The organism is Kitasatospora sp. NPDC051984, from assembly GCF_044593455.1.
Classification (GTDB): domain Bacteria; phylum Actinomycetota; class Actinomycetes; order Streptomycetales; family Streptomycetaceae; genus Kitasatospora.
Genome location: NZ_JBIUCB010000001.1, coordinates 400,337 through 423,360, shown reverse-complemented (window position 1 = coordinate 423,360; position 23,024 = coordinate 400,337). Strand labels below are relative to the sequence as shown.

The following is a 23,024-nucleotide window of genomic DNA, read 5'->3' as shown; positions in this document are numbered from 1 at the left end:
CCCGATCATTGCCCGCTCGCGATGATCGCGCCACTGTGTTTTTCATCCGGGAACGGAACGCCGGAGCTCCTGCGGAGCTCAGGCGGGCCGTCCACTCGCACCACACAAGGAGGCAGCTATGAGCTCCATCAAGACGAGCGCCAAGCAGTTCAAGTACGTCATGGGCGCGCTGACCGCGGTCTTCTTCGGCGCCTGCTCGGCCAGCTGACGTAGAACCCCGGGGGTGGGGGCGGCGCGCCGCCCCCACCCCTTCGTCCTGTTCGAGGTACGAGGGAGGCATCAGTGCTGGAGACCGCTGTCCGGCAGGTGCAGGTGGCCACGGCCATGGTGTTCGGCCGGCGGCTGAACGTACGGGCCGTGGAACGGCTGGTCGCCGACGCGCTCGTCACGCTGGAGGAGTTCGGCTCACTCGGCGACGACGTCGACGAACTGGCCGACGGACCGTTCACCGATCCGGCCGAGCGCCGCGACCTGCAGAACCGGGCGCTCCAGCGCACCGTGCGCAGGCTCGCCAAACGCTCGCCCTTCTACCGGGAACGGCTCACCGGCGTGGACCCGGACGGGATCACCACCGAGACGCTCACCCGCATCCCGGTGACCCGCAAGGCCGACCTGCTCGCCCGCCCCGCCGACTTCCTGTGCAGCGACCCGTACCTGGTGACGCAGACCACCGGCACCACCGGCGCACCGGTCCAGATCTGGCTCTCCCGCTACGAGATGGAGCTGTGGCCCGCCCTGATCGCGCTGTCCCTGGTGCTCCGCGGCGACCTCGGCCCCGGCGACCGGATGCAGATCAACCTCAGCTCGCGGGCGACCGCCGCCGTGCAGGAGGACGTCGAGGTGTGCCGCCTCGCCAACGCCGCCTGTCACGTCGTGGGACAGATCCCGCCCGAGGAGTCCGTCGAGCACCTGCTCGGCCGCTCCGGCCCCCGGCCGACGGTGCTCACCGGAAACCCCAGCTACCTCGCCCGCATGGTGAGCGTCGCCCGCGAACGCGGATACGGGCCGCAGGACTTCGGGCTGCGCGCGGTCTACGCGGGAGGGGAGATGCTGTCGCGCAACCTGGCGGCCGCCTTCCGCGAGACCTTCGGCGCACGCACCGTCGGCGACTCCTTCGGCATGACCGAGCTGCTGCCCGTCAGCGGCCGCACCTGCACCCACCACCACCTGCACATCGACCCCAACATGGGGTACACGGAGGTCCTCGACCTGGAGACGGGCGAGCCCGCCGGGCCCGGCCGCCTCGGCGAGCTGACGGTCACCCCGTACTTCCCCTACCGGGAATGCATGCCCGTCCTGCGGTACAACACGGGTGACGTGGTCCGCACCCTGGACGGCGAGCCCACCTGCGAACTCGCCTCGGTCCCCGCGGTCTCCCACATCCTCGGCAAGGCCGGACAGCTCTACCGCACCGCCGACACCATCGTCACCCCGCGCGACATCGTCGAGGCGCTGGACGGCACCCCCGGCCTGCCGTGGCCGCTGCGCCACCGGGCCGAGATCACCGACCGGGGCCGGCTGCACGTGGAGGTCGTCTCCAAGGAACTCGGCGCGGCCGACGTGACGATGCGACTGCGGGCCGAGGGCATCGACGCCGACGTCACCGTCCTGCCGCTGGACGACGCGGAAGCGGCACTGCGCTTCCCGCTCCGCTGCGACCTGCTGGAGCACACCTTCACCCGGAGCCACGCATGACGGTCTTCTTCCAGCTCGCGGTCAGCTGCACCCTGGCGCTCGCGGTGTGCGTCGGCGCCGTCGGCTACTTCCGCACCGTCCGCACCCCCCGGCCGCCGATCGGGGTCTTCAACGGCGCCGACATCTTCATGATGATGGGCTTCGTCCTGGCGCTGCCGTACCTCTACCTGGCGCTGCCCGGCGCGGTCCTGCCGGCGGTACTCGCGCTGGCCTTCGCCGGCGGGCTGTCCGTCGGCTACCAGCCCGTCATCGGTGACGGACGGCTGCGCTGGGCGCTGATCGCCACGCTGATCGCGGCCGTGCTCGGCACCCACCTCGCCTTCGGCGACACCGCCGCGCCGTACTGGATCGCCAACAGCTGCGTCGTCGGCCTGGTCGTCGTCTCCGCCACCAACATCAACGTCCAGGGCGGGATGCGGCTGAAGAACGTCGCGTGGTTCCTGCTCGCGCTCGCCGCCTACGACGCGTTCTTCGCCTGGGTCGTCCCGCTGACCGAGGAACTGTCCGACGCGATCCAGGGCTACCCCTTCGCCCCCGCGGCCGGGCTCCGCATCGGGGAGAACCTCGGCTCCGTACTCGGCATGGGCGACCTGCTGGCCTACGCCCTCTTCACCACCGCCGCCTACAAGGCCTACGGCAAGGCGGGCCTGCGCACCGGAATCACACTGGTCGTGCTCTTCGGCGCCGTGGCCCCGGTAGCCACCCTGCACCTCATCGACGCCGTCACCGGGCACCCCGCGGCCCTGATCCCGGCCCAGGTCTTCTTCGGCCCGGCAGCCTTCATCGGCCACCTCCTCCTCCGCCGCCGGGGCCCCGAACGCCGGATGGCCGAACTCACGTTCCGCCGCGACCGGATCGGAACCCCGGGCCGGCAGCCGGCCCGCAGGTCACCGGACCTGGCGGCCCCTACCGCGGCCGGAAACGGGACGCGAGGGGCGGTTCAGCAATAGGTGACCTGGACGATGTAGATCTGCTCGTGCCGAACGACCGTCAGGTACTCGAACATGCCCGGTATGCGCCGCGGATGATCTCGCTCACCGCCAAGGCGTGACCGCGGGACTGGGCGGACACGGACTTCGACGTCCGCCTGCAGGACGTGCCGCTGAACAACCGGCGCCCGGACGTGGTGGCGCACCGGGCGGACGCCATCGATGTGGTGCCGATCAGGCCGGAGCATGTGCTGCTGGTGGTCGAGGTGGTGGCGCCGGGGGTCGGAGACCACGGACCGGGTGGTGCAGGTCGACCAGTACGCGCGGGCCGGGATCGGGTTCTACTGGCGGGTCGAGCAGGCCGCGACGGGGCTGCCGCTGGTGTACACGCACGTGCTCGACCCGGCGAGCGGCAGTTGTCGCGACGGGCCGGTGTTCACCGGGGAGGTGGGGGTCGCGGCGCCGTTCGCCGTGGAGGTGGATCTCACCCCGTGAGGGTCACTCGTCCTTGGGGTCGGGCTGCTCGGTGAAGTCGATCTTCTTGAAGCGGTCGTTCATCGACTTCAGGAGGAACCAGGTGGCGATGCCGAGGGCGGCGAAGACGACGAAGCCGAGGAGGCCGGGGGTGACCTTGGTTTCGTCGAGGGCGAGGTCGGCGGCGAGCTGGGTGACGTTCACGGGGGTGCTCATTCATCCATGGTGACCCGGCCCTACGCGGGCCGGGTCACCGGGGGGTGGGTCGTACGGGTTACTTCCGGAGGCCGGCGAAGAGGTCGGTCTCGGGGAGGTCGGTGTCGATCAGGGACTTCGCGAGTTCGTAGTCCTCGGTGGGCCAGACGTCGCGCTGGATGTCGATCGGGACGCGGAACCAGGGGCCGTCGGGGTCGATCTGAGTGGCGTGGGCGATCAGGGCCTTGTCGCGGATCTCGAAGTACTCTCCGCAGTCGACCCGGGTGGTGATCTCCCGCTCGGCTCGGCCGGACTTCTCCCAGCCTTCGATCCACTCGCCGTAGGGCGAGTCGTGGCCGTTCTCGGTGAGGTAGGCGTGCAGGGCGCGGATGCGGCCCATCGGGAAGCCGTGGTTGTAGTAGAGCTTGAGGGGCTGCCAGGGCTCGCCGGCCTCGGGGTAGGCCTCGGGGTCTCCGGCGGCTTCGAAGGCCGCCATGGTGATCTTGTGGGTCATGATGTGGTCGGGGTGCGGGTAGCCGCCGTTCTCGTCGTACGTGGTGATCACGTGCGGGCGGAACTCGCGGATCAGCTTGACCAGGGTGCCGGCCGCCACGTCCACGTCCTCGAGGGCGAAGCAGCCCTCGGGCAGCGGGGGCAGCGGGTCGCCCTCGGGCAGGCCTGAGTCGACGTAGCCGAGCCATGCCTGCTGGACGCCGAGGATCTCCCGGGCGGCGTCCATCTCCTTGCGGCGCACTTCGTGAATGTTCTCCTCGACCCACGGGTCGCCCTGCAGCTTGGGGTTGAGGATCGACCCCCGCTCGCCCCCGGTGCAGGTGGCGACGAGGACCTCCACCCCCTGGGCCACGTACATCGCCATGGTGGCGGCGCCCTTGCTGGACTCGTCGTCCGGGTGCGCGTGTACCGCCATCAACCGCAACTGCTCGCTCAACGCCTGGGTCCCTTCCAGGTAACAAAAAATGTCCGCTTCGTCGGGCCGGCTCCCCCGCCGCCTCTGGCGCGGACGTGCCCCTCCTATAGTGACGGACTGGAGGGCGCGTCCATTCCCGCGGACGGCCGAGCGTTCCTCCGCGAAAGGACCGAGCCGCGCCATGGACCAGAGCCCTACGCCCCAGCAGCCCCTCGCGCCCCCGGTGGGCCGCTACAGCCGGTCCGACGACCGGACGACCGACCGCCGGCTGCGGATCGCCGGTGTCGTGTTCGGGGTGCTGCTGGTGGGCCTGATCGCCTGGCTCGGCACGTCCTACCTGCTGCGCGAGACGAAGCTGAACGGTACGGTGCCGACCTTCCAGCCGGTGTCCGACAGCGAGCTCCAGTTGCAGCTGTCGGTGCGCAAGAGCGAGGGCACCTCCGGCGTGTGCACGGTCCGCACGCAGGGCGTGGACGGCGCGGTGGTCGGCCAGTCCGACTTCCAGATCCCGGCCGAGGGCACCACTTACGACAAGGTCGTGACGCTGCGGACCACCTCCCGGGGCTCCACCGCGGAGCTGCTCGGCTGCACGCCCAACAAGTAGCGGCCACCCGAATAGGCGCCGGAAGACGCCGGAAGACGCCCGGAGCCGCCGGAAGGGTGAGCGAACGCTCTTTGCTCCGCTCACCCTTTCGAGCGCATAGTCGAAGGTGCGGGACGGCCTCGCCCCCCGCAGCCCTTCCCGCCTGTACGGGGAACTTGTTAGGCTCGTGATTTCGCCCCTTCCCTGCCGAATGGCACGGAAGCGGGCGTTGCTTTGCATCTGCCCAGAAAATCGCCCACTGCTGCCGAACCACCCTCGCAGCAGCGCCAGCACGACGAGGAGCACCCTGTGACCCAGACCAACGACGACGTGACCTGGCTCACTCAGGACCACTACAGCAAGCTGAAGGCCGAGCTTGACCACCTGACCGGGCCCTGGCGCATCGAGATCGCGAAGAAGATCGAGGCCGCCCGCGAGGAGGGCGACCTCAAGGAGAACGCCGGCTACCACGCGGCCAAGGACGAGCAGGGCAAGACCGAGGCGCGCATCCGTCAGCTGTCCCAGCTGCTGGAGCGGGCGAAGGTCGGCGAGGCTCCGGCCGACTCCGGTGTGGTGGCGCCGGGCATGCTGGTGACGGTGGCCTTCGACGGCGACCTGGACGACACCATGGAGTTCCTGCTGGCCTCCCGCGAGGTCACCGACGGCGACATCGACGTGTACTCGCCGCAGTCCCCGCTGGGCCGCGCCATCACCGGCAAGTCGGTCGGCGAGGACGCCGTGTACGAGCTGCCGAACGGCAAGAAGGCCGGCGTGAAGATCGTCGACGCCAAGCCGTTCTCCGGCTGAGCCTCCCGCAGCACGACGACGGACGGCCGCTCCCCCGGGGGGGGGGAGCGGCCGTCCGGTCGTTCACCAGCAGAAAGCTCAGCCTGCGGCGCGGCGGTACTTGCGCACCGACAGCCAGGAGAACAGCGCCATGATGATCAGCGACCAGCCGATCGACACCAGCACGGCGTGCTGCATCGGCCAGGCGTCGGGCGTCGGGCCGAGCTGGTTGCCGAACAGGCTGCGGCAGGCCTGCACGGTGGCGGAGAACGGGTTCCAGTAGGCGATCGGCTGCAGCCAGCCGGGCATCGAGCTGACCGGCACGAAGGCGTTGGAGATGAAGGTCAGCGGGAACAGCCAGATCAGGCCGGCCGAGGTGGCGGCCTCGGGGCTGCGCACCGACAGGCCGATCAGCGCGCCGATCCAGGAGAACGCGTAGCCGAGCAGCAGCAGCAGGCCGAACGCGGCGAGCGCCTTCAGGACGCCGTCGTGGATCCGCCAGCCGACCAGCAGCGCGACCAGGGCGAGCACCACCACGGTGAACGCGGTCTGCACCAGGTCGGCGAGGGTGCGGCCGGTGAGCACCGCCGCGCGCGACATCGGCAGCGAGCGGAACCGGTCGACCAGGCCCTTGGTCATGTCCTCCGCGATACCGGCCGAGGCACCGGCCACCGCGAAGGTGACGGTCTGCGCGAAGATGCCCGCCATCAGGTACTCGATGTACACCTCGTGGCTGGGCTGGGCGCCGGGGATGGCGATCGCGCCGCCCATCACGTACGAGAACAGCAGCACGAACATCACCGGCTGCATGAGACCGAAGACCACGATTTCGGGAATTCGGGTCATTCGCCGCAAATTGCGCTTCGCGACCACCCAGGAGTCGTGCAGGGTGGCGGAGACGCCGCGGCGGGGGGCTACGGGGACGGGGCCGATCGCCGCGTCCGGCAGTGCGGTGGTCATCTCAGGCGTCCTTCCCGTGGCCGCGACGGCCCTTCTTCGCCGGCTGCTCGCCCTCGTCCACGCCGCCGTCGCCCTCGGTGACATGGCCGGTGAGGGAGAGGAAGACGTCGTCGAGGGTGGGGCGGCGCAGGCCGATGTCGTCGATCTCGATGGAGCGGGCGTCCAGTTCGCGGATGGCGTCGGCCAGGACCTTGGCGCCGCCGCTGACCGGGACGGTGATCCGGCGGGTGTTCTTCTCCACCGCCGGATCGCCCTTGGCGAACGGGGTGAGCGCGGCGACCGCCTCGGGGATCAGGTCGGAGCGGTGCACGACGACCTCGATGCGCTCGCCGCCGATCTGGGCCTTCAGCTCGTCGGCGGTGCCGCGGGCGATCACCTTGCCGTGGTCGACCACCGCGATGTCGTGGGCGAGGCGGTCGGCCTCCTCCAGGTACTGGGTGGTGAGCAGCAGCGTGGTGCCCTGCTCCACCAGGGTCTCGATGACCTCCCAGAGCGCGAGCCGGTTGCGCGGGTCGAGGCCGGTGGTGGGCTCGTCCAGGAACATCACCGGCGGGCGGACCACCAGCGCGGCGGCCAGGTCGAGGCGGCGGCGCATGCCGCCGGAGTAGGTCTTGGCGGTGCGGTCCATGGCCTCGGCGAGGTTGAACCACTCCAGCAGTTCCACCGCCCGCTTCTTCGCGTCGCGGGCGCTCATCTGGTAGAGCTCGCCGACCATCTGGAGGTTCTCGCGGCCGGTGAGGTACTCGTCCACGGCGGCGTACTGGCCGGACAGGCCGATCAGGCTGCGCACCTGGTTGGGGTGCTTGAGGACGTCGACGCCGGCCACGGTGGCCCGCCCGGAGTCCGGTTGGAGCAGGGTGGTCAGAACGCGCACGGTGGTGGTCTTGCCGGCGCCGTTGGGGCCGAGCAGTCCGAGCACGGTGCCTTCGGGGACGTCCAGACTGACGCCGTCGAGGGCGCGTACGTCACCGAAGGTCTTGACCAGGTTCTCGGCTTCGATGGCTGACGCCATGGTCCTGCCTCATCTCCCTGAAGTCGGGGTCCTGAAGTCGGAGGTGTGGAGTCGGTGGACGAGCCCGTTTTGGGCGCAGATCACCCACTCTGTTACCTGAGCGCGCCAACGGCAAGCTCGCGATACATCGCAAGATGCTGCCACTCGCGATATATCGCGTCAACCCGAACGGGTGATCCGCGTCTCGGCGCCGGGGCTCGGCGCCGGGGCTCGGCGCCGCGCCCGGTGCCGCGCCGTCAGCGCGAGACCACGTAGCCGTCCTCGCGCAGCTCCCCGATCACCGCCGCGCAGTGCTCCGGGCCCTTGGTCTCCAGGTGCAGGTCCACCTCGACCTCGGTCAGGCCCAGCTGCGGGTCGATCCGCACGTGCGCGACGTCCAGCACGTTGGCGTCCACCCGGGTCAGCACGCCCAGCAGGTCCGCCAGCGCGCCCGGCTTGTCGGCCAGCCGGACCCGCAGCGACAGGTAGCGGCCCGCCGCGGCCAGGCCGTGCCGCAGCACCCGCTGCATCAGCTGCGGGTCGATGTTGCCGCCGGACAGCACGCCGACCACCGGGCCCTCGAACCGCCCCGGCTCGGCCAGCAGCGCGGCGATCGGCGCCGCCCCGGCGGGCTCGACCACCAGCTTGAGCCGCTCCAGGCCGATCAGCAGCGCCCGGGACAGCTCGTCCTCGGAGACCGTCCGCACCCCGTCCGCGAGCGAGTTGATCACCTCGAACGGGATGTCGCCCGGGCGGCCGACCATGATCCCGTCGGCCATGGTGGAGAACCGCTCCAGCGAGACCGGGCGGCCCGCGGACAGCGACAGCGGGTACGCCGCCGCGGTGGCCGCCTGCACGCCGATCACCCGGACGTCCGGGCGCAGCGCCTTGATCGCGATCGCCACGCCGGCCAGCAGCCCGCCGCCGCCGGTGCCGACCAGCACGGTGCGCACCTCGGGGCACTGCTCCAGGATCTCCAGGCCGACGGTGGCCTGACCGGTGATCACGTCCCAGTGGTCGAAGGGGTGGATGAACACCGCGCCGGTGGCGTCGGCGTACTCGCGCGCCGCCTGCAGCGCCTGGTCGACGTTGGCGCCGTGCAGCCGCACCTCGGCGCCGTACTCGCGGGTGGCGGCGACCTTCGGCAGCGGCGCGGCGAGCGGCATGAAGACGGTGGAGCGCACACCGAGCAGCGCGGCGGCCAGCGCCACGCCCTGCGCGTGGTTGCCCGCACTGGCGGCGACCACGCCGCCGGCCCGCTCCACCGGCAGCAGGCCGGCGATCCGCAGGTACGCGCCGCGCAGCTTGAACGAGCCGGTGCGCTGGAGGTTCTCGCACTTCAGGTGGACGGGCGTACCGGCCAGCCCGGACAGGTGGCGGCTGCTCTGCATCGGGGTGACCCTGGCCACCCCGGCGAGCATCTTCTGTGCGCCGCGGACGTCGTCGAGTGTGATCGGCCAGTTCTGCATGAAGATCAGCCTAGGCCGAGGCGGTTCCGATGCCCGCCGGGCGCGCGTACGCTGCTGGGCACGAGTCGCCCGCACCCCCGTGAGTCGCGATGAGCCTGCCCCCGCCCGACGTGCCCGACGCCCCCGACCCCGATTGCCGACTCCCCTACCAGGTCGCGGTGTTCGCCCGGCGGATCAGTGCCGCCGCGGCGCTCGACCGGGCCGCGTTCCTGCTGCTGGACCAGCTCGCCGCCGGCGGGCCGGCCAACGTGAAGACACTGGCGGCCGCGCTGGGCGTGGACTCCTCCACGGTGACCCGGCAGGCCGCGCCGCTGCTGCGCGAACACCTGCTGGCCCGGGTGCCGTACCCGGCCGACCGGCGCGCGGCACTGCTCGCACTGACCCCGCTCGGGGCCGGGCGCCTGGCGCAGGTGCACGAGCAGCGGCGGCAGTTGATCGCCGAACTGACGGCCGACTGGACGGCGGACGAGCGGACGCTGTTCTGCGCGCTTCTGGAACGCTTCAACGACGGCCTGCGCAACCAGCGTTGACGCCCAGGTGGTTCAACTCGCAAATGCACAAACGGTATTACCATCCGCGCGGTCCAACGGCGGTCCGCACAGCCGCCGTTGGACCGCGCCGGCACGGCGATCAGCCGAGCGCCTGCTCCAGGTCGGCGAGCAGGTCGGCGGCGGACTCGATGCCGACCGAGATGCGCACCAGGTCGGCGGGCACCTCGAGCGGGGAGCCGGCCGCGGAGGCGTGGGTCATCCGGCCGGGGTGCTCGATCAGCGACTCGACGCCGCCCAGCGACTCGCCGAGGGTGAACAGCTGCGCGCGGTTGCACACCTCGACGGCGGCCTCCTCGCCACCGGCGACCCGGAACGACACCATGCCACCGAACGCCTTCATCTGCTTGGCGGCGATGTCGTGCCCGGGGTGGGTGGGCAGGCCGGGGTACAGCACCTGCGTCACCTTCGGGTGCGCGGAGAGCAGTTCGGCGATCCGGGCGGCGTTGTCGGAGTGACGGTCCATCCGGACGCCGAGGGTCTTGATGCCGCGCAGCACCAGCCAGGCGTCGAACGGGCCGGAGACGGCGCCCATCGAGTTCTGGTGGTAGGCCACCTCCTCGGCGAGGCCGGCGTCGGCGACCACCAGGGCGCCGCCGACCACGTCGGAGTGGCCGCCCATGTACTTGGTGGTGGAGTGCACGACGACGTCGGCGCCGAGCGACAGCGGCTGCTGCAGGTAGGGGCTGGCGAAGGTGTTGTCGACGATCAGCAGGGCGCCGGCGGCGTGCGCGATCTCGGCGACGGCGGTCAGGTCGGTGATGCCGAGCAGCGGGTTGGAGGGGGTCTCGACCCACACCGCGCGGGTGTTGGGGCGGATCGCCTCGCGCACCTTCTCGGGGTGGTGGGTGTCGGCGACGGAGAAGTCGACGCCCCAGCGGGTCAGCACCTTGGCGAACAGCCGGAAGGTGCCGCCGTAGGCGTCGTTGGGGATCACGATGTGGTCGCCGGGCTTGAGGATGGTCCGCAGCAGGGTGTCCTCGGCGGCCAGGCCGGAGGCGAAGGCGAGGCCGCGGGAGCCGCCCTCGATCGCGGCGAGGCACTCCTCCAGGGCGGTGCGGGTGGGGTTCGCGGAGCGGCTGTACTCGTAGCCCTCGCGGAGTCCGCCGACGCCGTCCTGCTTGTAGGTGGACACCTGGTAGATCGGCGTCACGACTGCCCCGGTCCGGGGGTCCGCTTCCTGGCCCGCGTGGATGGCGAGGGTTTCGAAGCCGTGGGAAAGCTGGTGCTCGGTCATGCGGTCGAGCCTAGTGCGGCGGACGGATCATGGGTGGTGGTTGGGCGGGTCCGTCGTGGCGCCGCGTCAGGTGGCCGTGCCGCCATCGCAATCGCTTCGCGAAGGGCCAGGTCGTACCGCTACGATCTGCCAGCCGCACACACGATCGACACTTGGGGGCGCGGAATGTCCACCGAGCGCACCGGCATGCGCACGTCCACCCGGGCCCTGCTGGCAGTCACGCTGCTCGCCGGGTTCTACCTGCTCGCGGCGGCCATCGTGGCCGGCCTGGTCTGGCTGAACTTCGAACTGATCGTCAACACCGGCCGGTTCAGCCTGGGAACGGCCAAGATCGTGCTGTTCAGCGCCGCCATCGCCTACCCGGTGGTGCGGGTGGTGTTCCTGACCCGCCGTCCGCGTGACGACAGCCACGACGGCCTGCCGCTGACCCGCGAGGAGCAGCCCGAGCTGTGGGACCGGGTCGACCGGATCGCCGCGGCCACCGGTGTCCGCGGCCCGGCCGAGATCCGCCTGGTGCCGCAGGTCAACGCCGGTGTGTACGAGGAGACCAAGCTGCTCGGCCTGATACCGGGCCCCCGCCACCTGGTGATCGGCGCGCCGCTGCTGATCGGCCTGACCGAGGCCGAACTGGACTCGGTGCTCGCCCACGAGTTCGGCCACTACGCCAACAACGACGTCCGCCTGGCCGCCGCCACCGTGGCCGGCCGCGCCGCCATCGGGCACACCATCGCCACCCTGCACCACGGCGCCGACCAGAACGTCGCCGAGCGGACCTCCGAGATCGCCGAGAAGAACGCCGCCCGGGAGGCCCGCGGCCGCAAGGCCCGCGACACGGACGCCGGCAACGGCGGCGTCGAGCGCTACCTCGCCAAGCTGTTCACCCTGTACGCCAAGCTGTACTTCCGGGTGTCCGAGTCGATCAGCCGCAGCCAGGAGTACGCCGCCGACCGGCACGCCGCCCGGATCGCCGGCCGCGACGCCACCGCCTCCGCGCTGCGCCGCATCCCCGTGCTGGACGCCGCGCAGGGCTTCTACCTGAACAGCTACGCCACCATGGGCGTGGGCGCCGGACTGCTCCCGCTGCCCGGCCAGTTCTTCGGCGGCCTGGACCGCCTGCTGACCGACCCCGAGCGCGGCAAGGAGCTCACCGACATGGGTCTGGAGCTCCCCGACGAGCAGCCCGACCCGTACGACTCGCACCCGCCGATCAAGCAGCGGGTCGCCGCCGTCGAGGCCCTGCCGGACACCCCGGGCCTGCCCGGCCTCGGCGAGGACCGGCCCGCGCTCGGGCTGCTGCGCGACCCGCAGCGGCGGCTGGCCGAGCTGGAGACGCTGGCGCTGATCCCGGAGGCCGCGCAGATGCGCCGCCTGGACTGGCCGGAGCTGGTCCACGAGGCGATGCTCGCGTACGCCCGCGAGGAGGCCGAGCCGGTGCTGCGCGCGCTCACCGACAGCGGCCTGCCCGGCACCGCCGAGGCGATGCTGGACGCGCTGGACGCCGGGCGCTCGGCGGAGATCGCCGGGCGGCTGCCGCAGAGCCAGGAGTCCGCGCAGGCCACCGGCCGGGCCGCCCGCGAGTTCCACCGCCCGCTGCTGCGCCGGGCCCTGCGCGCGCTGACGGTGCTCGCCCTGGCCTCGCAGCAGCAGGCCCGCTGGGAGCTGTCCTGGAGCCGCCCGGCCGCCCTGGTGCTGCCCGGCGACACCGGCGAGCGGCTGCCCGAGGCGCTGGACGCCGCCGTCGCCGACGTACCCGACACCGCCCCGCTGCGCGCCCTGCTGGCCGAGGCCGCCGCCCCGGCCGACCCGCAGTCCTGACCTCCCGGAGAACCGTTCGATGGACGCTCGTCTGATCCTGCTCATCCCGCTGGTCCTGATCGCCGCCCTCAAGCTGGCCCCCTGGCTGATGAAGCGCCGCGTCGCCACCCTGAACGCCCGCACCGAGGAGGCCAAGGCCACCATCGCCCGGTACGAGGAGGCGGAGCGGAAGCGGCGGACCATCTACCCGGCCGACCACGGACTGGTCCCCGGGGACGAGCTGATCCTGGATCCGGGCCTGGCCGGCCCGGACGTGGACGCGGCGCTGGCCGCCCTCGAGGCGGGCGACTGGCACCCGGTCGCCGACCTGCTCGCCGCCGCCGCGGGCGACCACGACCGGCGCCGGGGCCTGATGCGCCGCTTCGCGGAGCCCGCCGCCGAGAACGACGCCTGGCTGCTGGCCTGGCGCGCCGAGCAGCCGGACAACGCGGACGCCGCGATCCTCGCCCAGGACTCGCTGGTCGTGCTGGCCTGGAACGTGCGCACCAGCCAGCGGGCCGCCGCGGTCACCTCGGAGCGCTGGGCCGCGTTCCGCAAGGTACTGGGCGACGCCGAGGCGGCCGCCGCCGAGGCCGTCCGGCTCGCCGACCCGGCCGACCCGCTGCCGTTCGTCGCCCAGATCCCGCTGGCGATGGGCCAGAGCTGGGACAACGAGCGCTTCCGGGCACTCTGGCAGGAGATCGTCTCCCGCGACCCGCACAACTTCTCCGCCCACACCGGCGCCCTGCAGTACTGGTGCGCCAAGTGGAAGGGCAGCCACGAGGAGATGCACGCCTTCGTGGACGCCGCGGTCGCCGCCGCCCCGAAGGGCAGCCTGCTGTCCGCGCTCAAGCTGGAGGCGTACTTCGAGCAGTTCGAGGGGAACAAGGAGCCGTACACCGCCCCCGAGGTGCAGGCCGCCGTGGCCGCGGTGCTGGCCGACCTGGAACTGGCCGACCCCGACGACCGCCACCGCCGCTACGCGCACGGCTGGCTGGTCTGGGTGCTGGCCCAGGCAGGCCGGCCCTCCGACGCGATGCCGCACCTGCGGGCGCTCGGCCCGATCGTCCCCGAGCCGTGGACGTACTGGGCGGACCCGGTCGACAGGTTCGTCACCCGGCGCATCGACATCGTGCTGGCGGCCACCGCGGACTGACCGCCGTGCCTGGCGCGATCCGCGACGGTTGCCGAGGATGGGAACGTCAGCCGTGCCCCCGTTGCCGAGCCCGGCGACGGGGGCACGGAGCGTTGTCGGCCGGAGGTGAGCGGTAATGGCCGGGTTGGTACGGATGAATCTGGACTCCCCCGAGGAGGTCCGCCCGTTCGAAGAGGGCAAGGGGCAGGTGTCGCTGGTGAACCTGAAGTCCGGCGGCGTCGGCCGGGGCGTGTTCGAGCCGGGCTGGCGCTGGTCGAAGCACGTGAAGCCGATCGCCGGCACCGACAGCTGCCAGGCCTCGCACGCCGGGTACGTGATCTCGGGCCGGATGCGGATCGAGATGGACGACGGCCAGGCCGAGGAGTTCGGCGCGGGCGACGTGATGATCTGCCCGCCCGGCCACGACGCCTGGGTGCTGGGCGACGTGGCCTGCGTGGTCGTCGACTGGCAGGGCTTCACCGACTACGCGAAGCGCAGCTGATTCCCGCTCAGCCGGCCCGCCGCACCTCGTGCATGAAGCAGCCGTACTCCACGGCCCGCACATGCACCACGGCGATCTCCGGGTCGGTCAGCAACTCGGCGGCCAGCTCGGGCAGTTCGTCCGGCTCGCCGACCCGGCCGCCGAGGATTCGGCCGTCCGCGGAGTAGGCCCGCAGCACTCGCTGCCCGCCGTGGAAGCCGTCCGGCCAGCCGCCCGCGAAGCCCTCGCACGGGTCGGCGTGCACGAACACCGGCCCGGTCTCCAGGTACGCTCCCGGGTCGCAGCCGGTCTCCTCGGCCCAGCGCCGCAGCGGCGCGTACGACAGCAGAACGATCCGGTCTCCGGGGCGGGCCCGGGTGAGGCAGCACCGCAGCGGCGAGCCGCCGTCCTCGGTGACGGTGACGGGGTGGCAGCGCCCGCTGTCGTCGAGCCGCCGCAGTTCGGCGAGCGTCTGCGCGGGGACGGCCCGCACGTCGAGGGTGGTGTCGGTGGTGTTCATGGCCCCCAGCCTGCGCGAACCGGGCGCGACGGTCCGGCGGGTTCCGGACGTCGCGCTGCGGCACCGCCTGCTGGCGGGCGAGCTGCGCGGCACGCTCGGGGTCGGCGTTGTCGGTGGCGGGGGCTGCAGCGATCGTGTCCGCGTTGGCGCCGGGGGAGATGATCTACGCGGAGATAGTCTCCGCAGGGACGAACTCCTCGCCGTGATCACTTGTGTTCGCGTCGCGATCACTTGCGACATGGGCGAGATGATCTACGCGGAGATGGACTGGCCGGGCCGAGCCGGAGCAAGGCGACGGCCCGCCGCAACCTGGGGCTGCGACGGGCCGTGAGGCGAACGGGGGTTGACTGATGGTCAGCCCTTGATGGCGTCCGCGAAGTCCTTGATGTCCTGGAACGACAGGCCGGCCGCGTTGAGGTTCTTGGCCTTGTCGTGGTCGATGCCGGCGGCGGCCAGCTCGGCGTACTGGGCGTCGGTCAGCGGGGTGGTGTCCGGGCCGTCCGAGCCGAAGCCGCTGCCCTTGCCGCCGGCCTTGCCACCGGGGGCGGCCATCGACATGAAGGCCTCCCCGAGCTTCTGCAGGTCGAGCTCGGTGGCGCCGCTGGGGGCGTCGATGGCCGGCGCGTCGGAGTTGATGCCGAGCCGGAGCGGGAAGTGCGCCGAGGCGTCGGGCTTGTCGGCGAGCTGCATCAGGTCGAAGGTGATGGCCTGCGCCTTGCCGCCCTTGATCATCACGTCGGCGGCGATCTTGCGGTCCGGGATGTCCTCGAAGTCGCCGGTCGGCAGCGACGGGAGGGCGTCCTTGCCGGTGGCGGCCTTCTCGACGGTCTTCGCCAGGCCCTCGATCAGCGGACGCGCCTGGGCGGAGACCTCGATGACGTCGGCGTCGCCGGACTTGCCCTTGTCCTCCACCGAGGTGTTCTTGGAGATCACGGCCTTCAGCGACTTGACCAGGCGCCGGAGCTCCGCCGGGTCCATCCCGGGCATCGCGTCCAGCGGCGAGCCCGAGCTGACGCCCGCGTCGGAGCCGGGGGCCTTCGACTTCTTGATCTCGTCCTGCATCTTCTTCACGTCCAGCGAGACCCACTTGCCGTCGACCACGTCCTTGATCGGACCAGCCTCGGCGGGCAGCACGGAGACGAACTCGTCGACCTCCTTGGTGTCCTTGCCGGCGAGCTCGGCGATGCCGCGGACGTCCGCCTTCAGGTACATCCGCTCGCCGACCAGGCGGACGTCCGCGTAGGTCTTGCCGGACTTCTTGGCGCTCAGCGAGTAGGCGACCGCCACGCCCTTGAGGTCGTACGAGTCGTTCGTGGTGTCGGAGGTGTTGAACTTGAACACCTCGGTGTCCTTGAGCGGCTTGTCGGCGCTCAGCGACACGTTCAGCACCAGGTCGGACAGCAGGTCCGCGTTCTTCTTCTCGATCGGGTCGTCAACCGCCTTGCCGAAGGCGACGATCTGGTCCGACGTGGCGTCCAAGGAGAGCTGGAGGCTCATCGACTTGGCGTCGCCGAGCTTCTTGAACGCCCCGGTGACCTTCTGGCCGGCGCTCAGCTTCTCGGCGGTACCGCAGGCGGTGACGCCGGCGGCGATCAGGACGGCTCCGGTGGTGACGGCTATGCCGGCGCGGACAGACCGGCTGGTGGCGGTGTTGATGGCTGAACTCCTGTGCCTGAAGGCGGAACTCGGGCCCGATCGGCCCTGCCGCGGAGGCAAGCTCAACACACCCGCATGCCCCCCCGCATGCGAATATTTTTACCATTCGTTTAGGACACTCTCACGGCGCCCCCACCTTGTCGTGAGAGACTCCCCCGCCTGACGGAGCGTCAGAGCGCGCTGCCGGCCTTCCAGTCCGCCCAGGACATGTTCCAGCCGTTCAGCCCGTTCGACGGATTCACCGTGCGGTCACCGGAGTTGACCACCTCGACCACGTCGCCGACCATCGAGCTCGCGAAGAACCGGGCAGCGCTGGTGGTCGTGCTGTTGCCGCCCTGCACGTCCTGCAGCGCGATGCAGCCGTGGCTGGTGTTGGAGTTGCCGAACTGGGACGCCGCCGACCAGTAGTTGCCGTGGATGAAGGTGCCGGAGGTGGTGAGCCGCTGCGCGTGCGGCACGTCCGGGATGTCGTACTCGCTGCCCAGGCCGACCGTGGCGGAGTTCATCCGGGTCTCCTTGTAGCGCTCGGAGATCACCATCTTGCCGCCCCAGGTGCGGTGGTCGGGCGAGCCGCCGATCACCGGGTAGGTCGCGGTGACCTTGCCGTCGGTGGTGACGGTGAGGGTGTCGGCCTTCAGGTCGGCGACCGAGGTCTGGCTGCGGCCGACGGTGAAGGTGACGTCCTTGGACTGGGTGCCGTAGACGCCCGTGGCGCCGGCCACGTCCTTCAGCCGCAGCTTCAGCGTGACGGTGGTGCCCTTGGCCCAGTACTGCTGCGGGCGGAACTCCAGCCGGGTCGAGTCGTACCAGTGGCCGACGATCTCCACCGGCGGGTCGGAGACCACGGTGATCGCCTGCTGGACGGCCTTGCGGTCGGTGATCGCCTTGTTGAAGTTGATCGTCACCGGCATGCCGACGCCGACCGTGGAGCCGTCCTCGGGGTTGAAGTACCCGACGAAGGTGTTGGCCGGGGAGGCGGTGGAGAAGCTCGCGTTGGCGTCCGCGGGGCGCTTGTCCTTGTCCTCGGCCGCTGCGGCGACGGTGTACTTGCTGCCGCTGATGAGCGGCGCGGTGGTGGTCCAGCTGGCGCCGTCGGCGGCCAGCTGGCCGGCTATCTGCTTGCCCGCGCCGTCGGTGACGGTGACCGAGGTGAGCGTGCCGTCCTGCACGGTGACGGTGACCGGCGCGGTGAACGGCGCGGCGGTCGCGCCGTCGGCCGGGGTGATGGCGATCTGCGCGACGGACGCCTTCGGGCTGGTCGACGGGCTCTGGCCGCCCGCGCTCGCACCGCCGCCGACCGGAGTGGACTTGCCGTCGCCGCTCTGGCACGCGGCCAGCAGCAGCACGGGGGCGCCGAGCAGCCCGGCGAGTACGCCGCGCCGGCTCCAGCTGCCGCCGAGCGGCCCGTCCTGCTTCTCGGCTGCGGTCACGTCCACGCTCCTCGGTCCCTGGATCTCTCAAGATCACTCAAAAATGTGCAGATCATACGAGAGTACTCAAGGGGTCCAAAGAACGGACAAAAAGGCCCGGTCCGGAGATCCTTAGGTTCTAGGGATCTCCGGACCGGGCCTGAGCGCGAAAGCGCCGGGGCTCACTTCACCTCGTACTCGTCCCAGCCCTCGTCGTCCGGGTCGTAGTCGGTGGTGGCGGACTCCCAGGTCGCGGAGGCGAGCTCCACGCCGGGAACGTCGCCGAGCAGCGCCACCGGGTCGACGAAGTGGGCGAGCGAACCGGTCGGGTCCACCTCGATCGCCTCGACGGCCTGGGCGCGCTCCTCGTCGTCCAGGTACTCGTCGTCCGCGACCTGGGTCAGGGCGGCGGCCTTCAGGGCCTGCTCGTCGGTGATCTCGGCGATCAGCTCGATGGTGAGGCGAACGTAACGGGGGGCGTCCTGCTCGGGCAGGTCAATGCTGCTGGTCATGACAGCGAGCGTAGGGGGTCGCACGGCCCATCCGGAAACGGCCCTTGCGGCTCCGGACGCGGCGAGGGCCGGGCCGGGCAACAACCCGGACCGGCCCTGCCGCCTCCGCGCGCACTCCCCCACCCGGGAGTACGCGGAAGCCGCGCCTCACGACGCGATGTTCGCCACGGGCGCCGTCACACCCTGAACCTGCCAGGGGCGGGACGACGGCAGCCCCGCGGACCGGGCCCGGCGGACGGGTCAGGCCGACCGTCGGAACCCCTGGTGACCGCGGCGGCCGGAGAGCCGCTCCCGACCCCCGCCGTCACCGTTTTCCCGGCTTTTCTTGCCGTGTCCACCACCATGCCCGAGCCGTGTTAACCGGATGATGCGCGCTTGTGACGTCCACGTACCAAGCGGGGCGCCGCCCCTGAGGGAACGTCAGTGACCGGCCCGGGCGGTCAGGAAGGCCAGCAGGTCCTGGCGGGTGACGATGCCCTGCGGCTTGCCCTCCACCAGCACCACCACCGCGTCGGCCTTCTCCAGCACCGTCATCAGGTTGGTCACCGACTCGCCGGAACCGACCACCGGCAGCGGCTTGGACATCACGTTGTCCAGCGTGTCGGTCAGCTCGATCCGCCCGTTGAACAGGCCGTCCAGCAGCTCGCGCTCGACCACCGAGCCGACCACCTCGCCCGCCATGATGTCCGGGTGCCCGGCGCCCGGGGAGACCACCGGCATCTGCGAGACGCCGAAGTCGCGCAGCACCCGCACCGCCTCGGCGACCGTCTCGCCCGGGTGCATGTGCACGAACTGCGGGATGCCCTCGTGCTCCACCGCGTCCTTGCGGGCCAGCACCTCGCCGATGTGCGCCTCGTCGGTGGCGGTCGGCAGGAAGCCGTAGTCGGCCATCCAGTCGTCGTTGAAGATCTTCGACAGGTAACCGCGGCCGCCGTCCGGCAGCAGCACCACCACGACGTCGTCCGGCCCCAGCTCGCGGGCCACCTCCAGCGCGGCCACCACGGCCATGCCGCAGGAACCGCCGACCAGCAGGCCCTCCTCCTTGGCCAGGCGGCGGGTCATCTGGAACGAGTCCTTGTCGGACACCGCGACGATCCGGTCCGCGACCTCGCGGTCGTAGGCGGTCGGCCAGAAGTCCTCGCCGACGCCCTCCACCAGGTACGGACGGCCGGTGCCGCCCGAGTACACCGAACCCTCCGGGTCCGCGCCGACCACCTGGACCTTCCCGCCGGACGCCTCCTTCAGGTACCGGCCGGTGCCCGAGATGGTGCCGCCGGTGCCGACGCCCGCCACGAAGTGGGTGATCCGGCCGTCCGTCTGCTCCCACAGCTCCGGGCCGGTGGAGTGGTAGTGCGACGCCGGGTTGTCCGGGTTCGAGTACTGGTCCGGCTTCCAGGCGTTCGGGGTCTCACGGACCAGCCGGTCCGAGACGTTGTAGTACGAGTCCGGGTGCTCCGGCGCGACCGCGGTCGGGCACACCACGACCTCGGCGCCGTACGCCCGCAGGGTGTTGATCTTGTCCGTGGACACCTTGTCCGGGCACACGAAGATGCACTTGTAGCCCTTCTGCTGGGCCACGATCGCCAGCCCCACCCCGGTGTTGCCACTGGTGGGCTCGACGATGGTGCCACCCGGCTTGAGCGCGCCGGAGGCCTCCGCCGCCTCGATCATCCGCATCGCGATCCGGTCCTTGACCGAACCACCCGGATTGAAGTACTCGACCTTCGCCAGCACGGTGGCGGTGATGCCCTCGGTGACCTTGTTGAGCTTCACCAACGGGGTGTCGCCGACCAGCTCGATGATCGAATTGTGGTACCGCACGGGGATCCTCCCGGTCCATGGCATGCCCTGATTGCCGAAACCCCCAGCCTAGGGCCCCCTTCGCACCCACCGTGCGCATCCACCCCATGTCTCCCGCCCCGCCCGAACAAACCGCTCGCGGCACCCACCGGCACTCCACCACCACCGAACATCAGCCCACCGAGAAGGCCCTCCGCCGCACAGACTTCGGAAAAACGACCTCGGCGCACCAGGCCCCACCGGGGCTCCGGGTGGGTGGTTGGTGGGGGTGGCCGGGTAGCGGGGCGGGGTGGGCGGGTACGTGGGCGGGTACGAGTCTGGGTGTAAGAGGAGAGGGGGTGGCCGATGGCCGGCTCGCAGGCGTCGAGGGTGCGGGTGGCACGGCGGATCGCCACGGCGGCCGCGTACGGCGGTGGCGGGCTGGGGCTGCTCGGGGTGGGGCTGGCGGGGGTGTTGCTGACCGAGAGCCGGATGGCGGTCCGGGCGATCGGGATCCTGGGCGGCGATCCGCCGCGCGCGGACGGCATGCACGGCGAGGCGTTCGCCGATCCGCTGGATTCGCGTCCGCCGCTGGTGATGGCGTTCCTGGGCGATTCGACGGCCGCGGGCCTGGGCGTGCAGCGCGCGCAGGAGACGCCGGGCGCGCTGCTCTCCTCGGGGCTGGCGTCGGTCGCCGAGCGCCGGGTGCGGCTGGTGAACGTGGCGAAGTCGGGTGCCCGCTCGGGCGATCTCGCGAGGCAGGTGGAGCGGGCGCTGGCGCACTGTCCGGACATCGCGGTGCTGATGATCGGTGCCAATGACGTGACCAGGCACGCTCCGGCGGCCACCAGTGTGCGGGAGCTGGGCGAGGCGGTGGGCCGGCTGGTCGCAGCGGGCTGCGAGGTGGTGGTGGGCACCTGCCCGGATCTGGGCACCATCAAGCCGGTGCGGCCGCCGCTGCGCTGGGTGGCGCGCCGGTTGAGCCGGCAGCTCGCGGCGGCGCAGACCATCGCGGTGGTGGAGGCCGGCGGCCGGACGGTCTCGCTGGGGTCGCTGCTGGGCCCGGAGTTCGCGACCCGTCCGGAACTGTTCGCCGCGGACCGCTACCACCCGTCCGCGCAGGGGTACGCGACGGCGTCGATGGCGTTGCTGCCGTCGGTGTGCGCTGCGCTCGACCTGTGGCCGCAGGACACGCCGTCCGCGGTGGGCGGGCCGTTGGAGCCGCAGGCGGTGCTGCCGGTGGCGGTGGCGGCCGCGGCGGCGGCGGGGCGTTCGGGCACCGAGGTGACGGCGGCGGGCCCGTCGAACGGCACCTGGCGGTGGGCGACGCTCAAGCAGCGCTTCCGGCTGGCGCTGCCGGGCGGCGACGCGGCGAGGCAGGATCCCGGGGCGGTCGCGGACCAGGAGCGGCCGCGGGCGATCGCGTCGGCCAACTCACATCCGGAGGCGGATGACGCCGGAGCTACCAAGCGGTAACTTTCCCCGGGAGATCCGTCGGATCGCATCCCGAGGTCACTCAGCGAGGAGCCCGTCATGCCCGAAGCCGTCATCGTCAGCGCCGCCCGTTCGCCGATCGGCCGGGCCTTCAAGGGTTCGCTGAAGGACGTCCGCCCGGACGACCTGACCGCGCAGATCATCGGTGCCGCGCTGGCCAAGGTCCCGGAGCTGGACCCGCGCACGATCGACGACCTGATGCTGGGCTGCGGCCTGCCGGGCGGCGAGCAGGGCCACAACCTGGCCCGGATCGTGGCCGTCCAGATGGGCATGGACTACCTGCCGGGCGCCACCATCACCCGCTACTGCTCGTCCTCGCTGCAGACCACCCGGATGGCACTGCACGCGATCAAGGCCGGCGAGGGCGACATCTTCATCTCCGCCGGCGTGGAGACCGTCTCGCGGTCGATCAACGGCACCTCGGACGGCATGCCGGGCACCATGAACCCGCTGTTCGACGAGGCGATGGCCCGCACCAAGCACCGCGCCGAGACGGGCGGCGGCCAGTGGCACGACCCGCGCGAGGACGGCCTGCTGCCGGACGCGTACATCGCGATGGGCCAGACCGCGGAGAACCTGGCGGCGCTGAAGGGCATCACCCGCGCCGAGCAGGACGAGTTCGGCGTCCGCTCGCAGAACCTGGCCGAGGCCGCGATCAAGGCGGGCTTCTGGCAGCGCGAGATCACCCCGGTGACGCTCCCGGACGGCACCGTGGTGAGCGCGGACGACGGCCCGCGCGCGGGCGTGACGGTGGAGGGTGTGTCCGGCCTGAAGCCGGTGTTCCGCCCCGACGGCACCGTGACGGCCGGTAACTGCTGCCCGCTGAACGACGGCGCGGCCGCGCTGGTGATCATGTCGGACACCAAGGCGCGCGAGCTGGGCATCACCCCGCTGGCCCGGGTGGTCTCCACCGGCGTCTCGGCGCTGTCGCCGGAGATCATGGGCTACGGCCCGGTGGAGGCGTCCAAGCAGGCGCTGAAGCGGGCCGGCCTGTCGATCGGCGACATCGACCTGGTGGAGATCAACGAGGCGTTCGCCGCGCAGGTCATCCCGTCCTACCGGGACCTGGGCATCGACCTGGACCGGCTGAACGTCAACGGCGGCGCGATCGCGGTGGGCCACCCGTTCGGCATGACCGGCGCCCGGATCACCACCACGCTGATCAACTCGCTCCAGTGGCACGACAAGCAGTTCGGCCTGGAGACCATGTGCGTGGGCGGCGGCCAGGGCATGGCGATGGTCATCGAGCGGCTGAGCTGACCTCCGCAGCGGCACCGTGACGGACGTCTCACCCGTCCGGAGTCACCGTACGTAATTGAGGGCCGGATCACACCCATGGTGCGATCCGGCCCGTTTTTTTGCCCTCCGGGACCGAAATATCGACGCACCGGATTGGATCAACTCCGCTGCGTAGAAGGGCATTACCCAGCAATTTAAGGACAAGTCGGA

The 23,024-nt window shown here is 71.4% G+C and carries 21 protein-coding genes and 1 pseudogene; 11 read left to right on the top strand and 11 right to left on the bottom strand.

The window, feature by feature from the left end:
* Positions 1-282: 282 nt before the first annotated feature.
* The 3 genes and pseudogenes from ACIHEI_RS01950 to ACIHEI_RS01940 all read left to right on the top strand — a co-directional run.
* Complete coding sequence (locus tag ACIHEI_RS01950; RefSeq protein WP_387865416.1) at positions 283-1,695, top strand: phenylacetate--CoA ligase family protein; 1,413 nt, start codon at positions 283-285, stop codon at positions 1,693-1,695.
* On the top strand, positions 1,692-2,645 hold the full coding sequence (locus tag ACIHEI_RS01945; protein WP_392952059.1) for a hypothetical protein: 954 nt from the start codon (positions 1,692-1,694) through the stop codon (positions 2,643-2,645). The genes ACIHEI_RS01950 and ACIHEI_RS01945 overlap by 4 nt, the downstream gene beginning before the upstream one ends.
* Positions 2,646-2,752: 107 nt before the next feature.
* Positions 2,753-3,119 (top strand): annotated as a pseudogene (locus ACIHEI_RS01940) (Uma2 family endonuclease); the annotation flags it as partial.
* Positions 3,120-3,122: 3 nt separating this feature from the next.
* Here ACIHEI_RS01940 and ACIHEI_RS01935 read toward each other — a convergent pair.
* Positions 3,123-3,314 carry a hypothetical protein gene (locus ACIHEI_RS01935; RefSeq protein WP_392952062.1) on the bottom strand — a complete coding sequence of 64 codons (192 nt, stop codon included), beginning with the start codon at positions 3,312-3,314 and terminating at the stop codon, positions 3,123-3,125.
* A 58-nt stretch (positions 3,315-3,372) separates the two neighbouring features.
* Positions 3,373-4,242 (bottom strand): mycothiol conjugate amidase Mca, encoded by an 870-nt coding sequence (gene mca / locus ACIHEI_RS01930; protein WP_387637915.1) that lies wholly within the window; start codon positions 4,240-4,242, stop codon positions 3,373-3,375.
* A 160-nt stretch (positions 4,243-4,402) separates the two neighbouring features.
* Here mca and ACIHEI_RS01925 point away from each other — a divergent pair, with 160 nt between their 5' ends.
* Both ACIHEI_RS01925 and greA read left to right on the top strand, forming a co-directional pair.
* Complete coding sequence (locus ACIHEI_RS01925; protein WP_396605284.1) at positions 4,403-4,825, top strand: DUF4307 domain-containing protein; 423 nt, start codon at positions 4,403-4,405, stop codon at positions 4,823-4,825.
* Between the two features lie 288 nt (positions 4,826-5,113).
* Positions 5,114-5,611 (top strand): transcription elongation factor GreA, encoded by a 498-nt coding sequence (gene greA / locus ACIHEI_RS01920; RefSeq protein WP_387637920.1) that lies wholly within the window; start codon positions 5,114-5,116, stop codon positions 5,609-5,611.
* Positions 5,612-5,689: 78 nt separating this feature from the next.
* On the opposite strand, the gene ACIHEI_RS01915 is transcribed toward greA, so the two are convergent.
* The 3 genes from ACIHEI_RS01915 to ilvA all read right to left on the bottom strand — a co-directional run bounded on the left by ACIHEI_RS01915 (position 5,690) and on the right by ilvA (position 9,010).
* Complete coding sequence (locus ACIHEI_RS01915) at positions 5,690-6,550, bottom strand: ABC transporter permease (protein WP_392952065.1); 861 nt, start codon at positions 6,548-6,550, stop codon at positions 5,690-5,692.
* A gap of 1 nt (position 6,551) precedes the next feature.
* Entirely contained in the window at positions 6,552-7,562 is a 1,011-nt protein-coding gene (locus tag ACIHEI_RS01910; protein ID WP_396605283.1) for an ATP-binding cassette domain-containing protein, read from the bottom strand.
* Between the two features lie 236 nt (positions 7,563-7,798).
* Positions 7,799-9,010, bottom strand: coding sequence for a threonine ammonia-lyase (gene ilvA / locus ACIHEI_RS01905; RefSeq protein ID WP_396605282.1), 1,212 nt, complete (start codon positions 9,008-9,010; stop codon positions 7,799-7,801).
* A gap of 89 nt (positions 9,011-9,099) precedes the next feature.
* Between ilvA and ACIHEI_RS01900 the strand changes: the two genes are divergently transcribed.
* Positions 9,100-9,540 (top strand): MarR family winged helix-turn-helix transcriptional regulator, encoded by a 441-nt coding sequence (locus ACIHEI_RS01900; RefSeq protein ID WP_387637931.1) that lies wholly within the window; start codon positions 9,100-9,102, stop codon positions 9,538-9,540.
* A gap of 100 nt (positions 9,541-9,640) precedes the next feature.
* On the opposite strand, the gene ACIHEI_RS01895 is transcribed toward ACIHEI_RS01900, so the two are convergent.
* A complete protein-coding gene (locus ACIHEI_RS01895) occupies positions 9,641-10,795 on the bottom strand; it encodes a cystathionine gamma-synthase (RefSeq protein ID WP_392952075.1) in 1,155 nt (384 codons plus the stop codon).
* A 165-nt stretch (positions 10,796-10,960) separates the two neighbouring features.
* On the opposite strand from ACIHEI_RS01895, the gene ACIHEI_RS01890 reads away from it, so the two are divergent.
* From ACIHEI_RS01890 to ACIHEI_RS01880, 3 genes are all read left to right on the top strand, one after another.
* Positions 10,961-12,610, top strand: a complete 1,650-nt coding sequence (locus ACIHEI_RS01890) for a M48 family metallopeptidase (protein WP_396605281.1) — start codon at positions 10,961-10,963, stop codon at positions 12,608-12,610.
* Positions 12,611-12,629: 19 nt separating this feature from the next.
* Complete coding sequence (locus ACIHEI_RS01885) at positions 12,630-13,745, top strand: hypothetical protein (RefSeq protein ID WP_396605280.1); 1,116 nt, start codon at positions 12,630-12,632, stop codon at positions 13,743-13,745.
* 115 nt (positions 13,746-13,860) lie between these two features.
* Positions 13,861-14,226, top strand: a complete 366-nt coding sequence (locus tag ACIHEI_RS01880; RefSeq protein ID WP_392952083.1) for a cupin domain-containing protein — start codon at positions 13,861-13,863, stop codon at positions 14,224-14,226.
* A gap of 7 nt (positions 14,227-14,233) precedes the next feature.
* On the opposite strand, the gene ACIHEI_RS01875 is transcribed toward ACIHEI_RS01880, so the two are convergent.
* The 5 genes from ACIHEI_RS01875 to ACIHEI_RS01855 form a co-directional block, all read right to left on the bottom strand.
* On the bottom strand, positions 14,234-14,725 hold the full coding sequence (locus tag ACIHEI_RS01875; RefSeq protein ID WP_387637944.1) for a DUF1203 domain-containing protein: 492 nt from the start codon (positions 14,723-14,725) through the stop codon (positions 14,234-14,236).
* A gap of 354 nt (positions 14,726-15,079) precedes the next feature.
* Complete coding sequence (locus ACIHEI_RS01870; RefSeq protein WP_396605279.1) at positions 15,080-16,441, bottom strand: hypothetical protein; 1,362 nt, start codon at positions 16,439-16,441, stop codon at positions 15,080-15,082.
* Positions 16,442-16,551: 110 nt separating this feature from the next.
* Positions 16,552-17,817: an Ig-like domain-containing protein gene (locus ACIHEI_RS01865; protein ID WP_396605278.1), complete on the bottom strand. Its 1,266-nt coding sequence runs from the start codon at positions 17,815-17,817 to the stop codon at positions 16,552-16,554.
* A 155-nt stretch (positions 17,818-17,972) separates the two neighbouring features.
* The gene (locus ACIHEI_RS01860; RefSeq protein ID WP_396605277.1) at positions 17,973-18,302 is read right to left on the bottom strand and encodes a hypothetical protein; all 330 of its coding nucleotides are present in this window, start codon (positions 18,300-18,302) and stop codon (positions 17,973-17,975) included.
* Between the two features lie 420 nt (positions 18,303-18,722).
* Positions 18,723-20,147: a cystathionine beta-synthase gene (locus ACIHEI_RS01855; protein ID WP_396605276.1), complete on the bottom strand. Its 1,425-nt coding sequence runs from the start codon at positions 20,145-20,147 to the stop codon at positions 18,723-18,725.
* Positions 20,148-20,447: 300 nt separating this feature from the next.
* Here ACIHEI_RS01855 and ACIHEI_RS01850 point away from each other — a divergent pair, with 300 nt between their 5' ends.
* Both ACIHEI_RS01850 and ACIHEI_RS01845 read left to right on the top strand, forming a co-directional pair.
* On the top strand, positions 20,448-21,557 hold the full coding sequence (locus tag ACIHEI_RS01850; protein ID WP_396605275.1) for an SGNH/GDSL hydrolase family protein: 1,110 nt from the start codon (positions 20,448-20,450) through the stop codon (positions 21,555-21,557).
* 57 nt (positions 21,558-21,614) lie between these two features.
* Complete coding sequence (locus tag ACIHEI_RS01845) at positions 21,615-22,835, top strand: acetyl-CoA C-acetyltransferase (protein WP_396605274.1); 1,221 nt, start codon at positions 21,615-21,617, stop codon at positions 22,833-22,835.
* The last annotated feature ends 189 nt before the right edge of the window (positions 22,836-23,024 follow it).

Excerpts from the sequence above, each read along its gene's own strand:
- ACIHEI_RS01915 (WP_392952065.1), bottom strand. The coding sequence starts at position 6,550 with ATGACCACCGCACTGCCGGACGCGGCGATCGGCCCCGTCCCCGTAGCC.
- ACIHEI_RS01910 (WP_396605283.1), bottom strand. The coding sequence starts at position 7,562 with ATGGCGTCAGCCATCGAAGCCGAGAACCTGGTCAAGACCTTCGGTGAC.
- ACIHEI_RS01860 (WP_396605277.1), bottom strand. The coding sequence starts at position 18,302 with ATGACCAGCAGCATTGACCTGCCCGAGCAGGACGCCCCCCGTTACGTT.
- ACIHEI_RS01900 (WP_387637931.1), top strand. The coding sequence starts at position 9,100 with ATGAGCCTGCCCCCGCCCGACGTGCCCGACGCCCCCGACCCCGATTGC.
- ACIHEI_RS01945 (WP_392952059.1), top strand. The coding sequence starts at position 1,692 with ATGACGGTCTTCTTCCAGCTCGCGGTCAGCTGCACCCTGGCGCTCGCG.
- ACIHEI_RS01875 (WP_387637944.1), bottom strand. The coding sequence starts at position 14,725 with ATGAACACCACCGACACCACCCTCGACGTGCGGGCCGTCCCCGCGCAG.
- ACIHEI_RS01890 (WP_396605281.1), top strand. The coding sequence starts at position 10,961 with ATGTCCACCGAGCGCACCGGCATGCGCACGTCCACCCGGGCCCTGCTG.
- ACIHEI_RS01885 (WP_396605280.1), top strand. The coding sequence starts at position 12,630 with ATGGACGCTCGTCTGATCCTGCTCATCCCGCTGGTCCTGATCGCCGCC.
- ilvA (WP_396605282.1), bottom strand. The coding sequence starts at position 9,010 with ATGCAGAACTGGCCGATCACACTCGACGACGTCCGCGGCGCACAGAAG.
- ACIHEI_RS01880 (WP_392952083.1), top strand. The coding sequence starts at position 13,861 with ATGGCCGGGTTGGTACGGATGAATCTGGACTCCCCCGAGGAGGTCCGC.
- ACIHEI_RS01935 (WP_392952062.1), bottom strand. The coding sequence starts at position 3,314 with ATGAGCACCCCCGTGAACGTCACCCAGCTCGCCGCCGACCTCGCCCTC.
- ACIHEI_RS01850 (WP_396605275.1), top strand. The coding sequence starts at position 20,448 with ATGGCCGGCTCGCAGGCGTCGAGGGTGCGGGTGGCACGGCGGATCGCC.
- ACIHEI_RS01855 (WP_396605276.1), bottom strand. The coding sequence starts at position 20,147 with ATGCCATGGACCGGGAGGATCCCCGTGCGGTACCACAATTCGATCATC.
- ACIHEI_RS01925 (WP_396605284.1), top strand. The coding sequence starts at position 4,403 with ATGGACCAGAGCCCTACGCCCCAGCAGCCCCTCGCGCCCCCGGTGGGC.
- ACIHEI_RS01845 (WP_396605274.1), top strand. The coding sequence starts at position 21,615 with ATGCCCGAAGCCGTCATCGTCAGCGCCGCCCGTTCGCCGATCGGCCGG.
- ACIHEI_RS01895 (WP_392952075.1), bottom strand. The coding sequence starts at position 10,795 with ATGACCGAGCACCAGCTTTCCCACGGCTTCGAAACCCTCGCCATCCAC.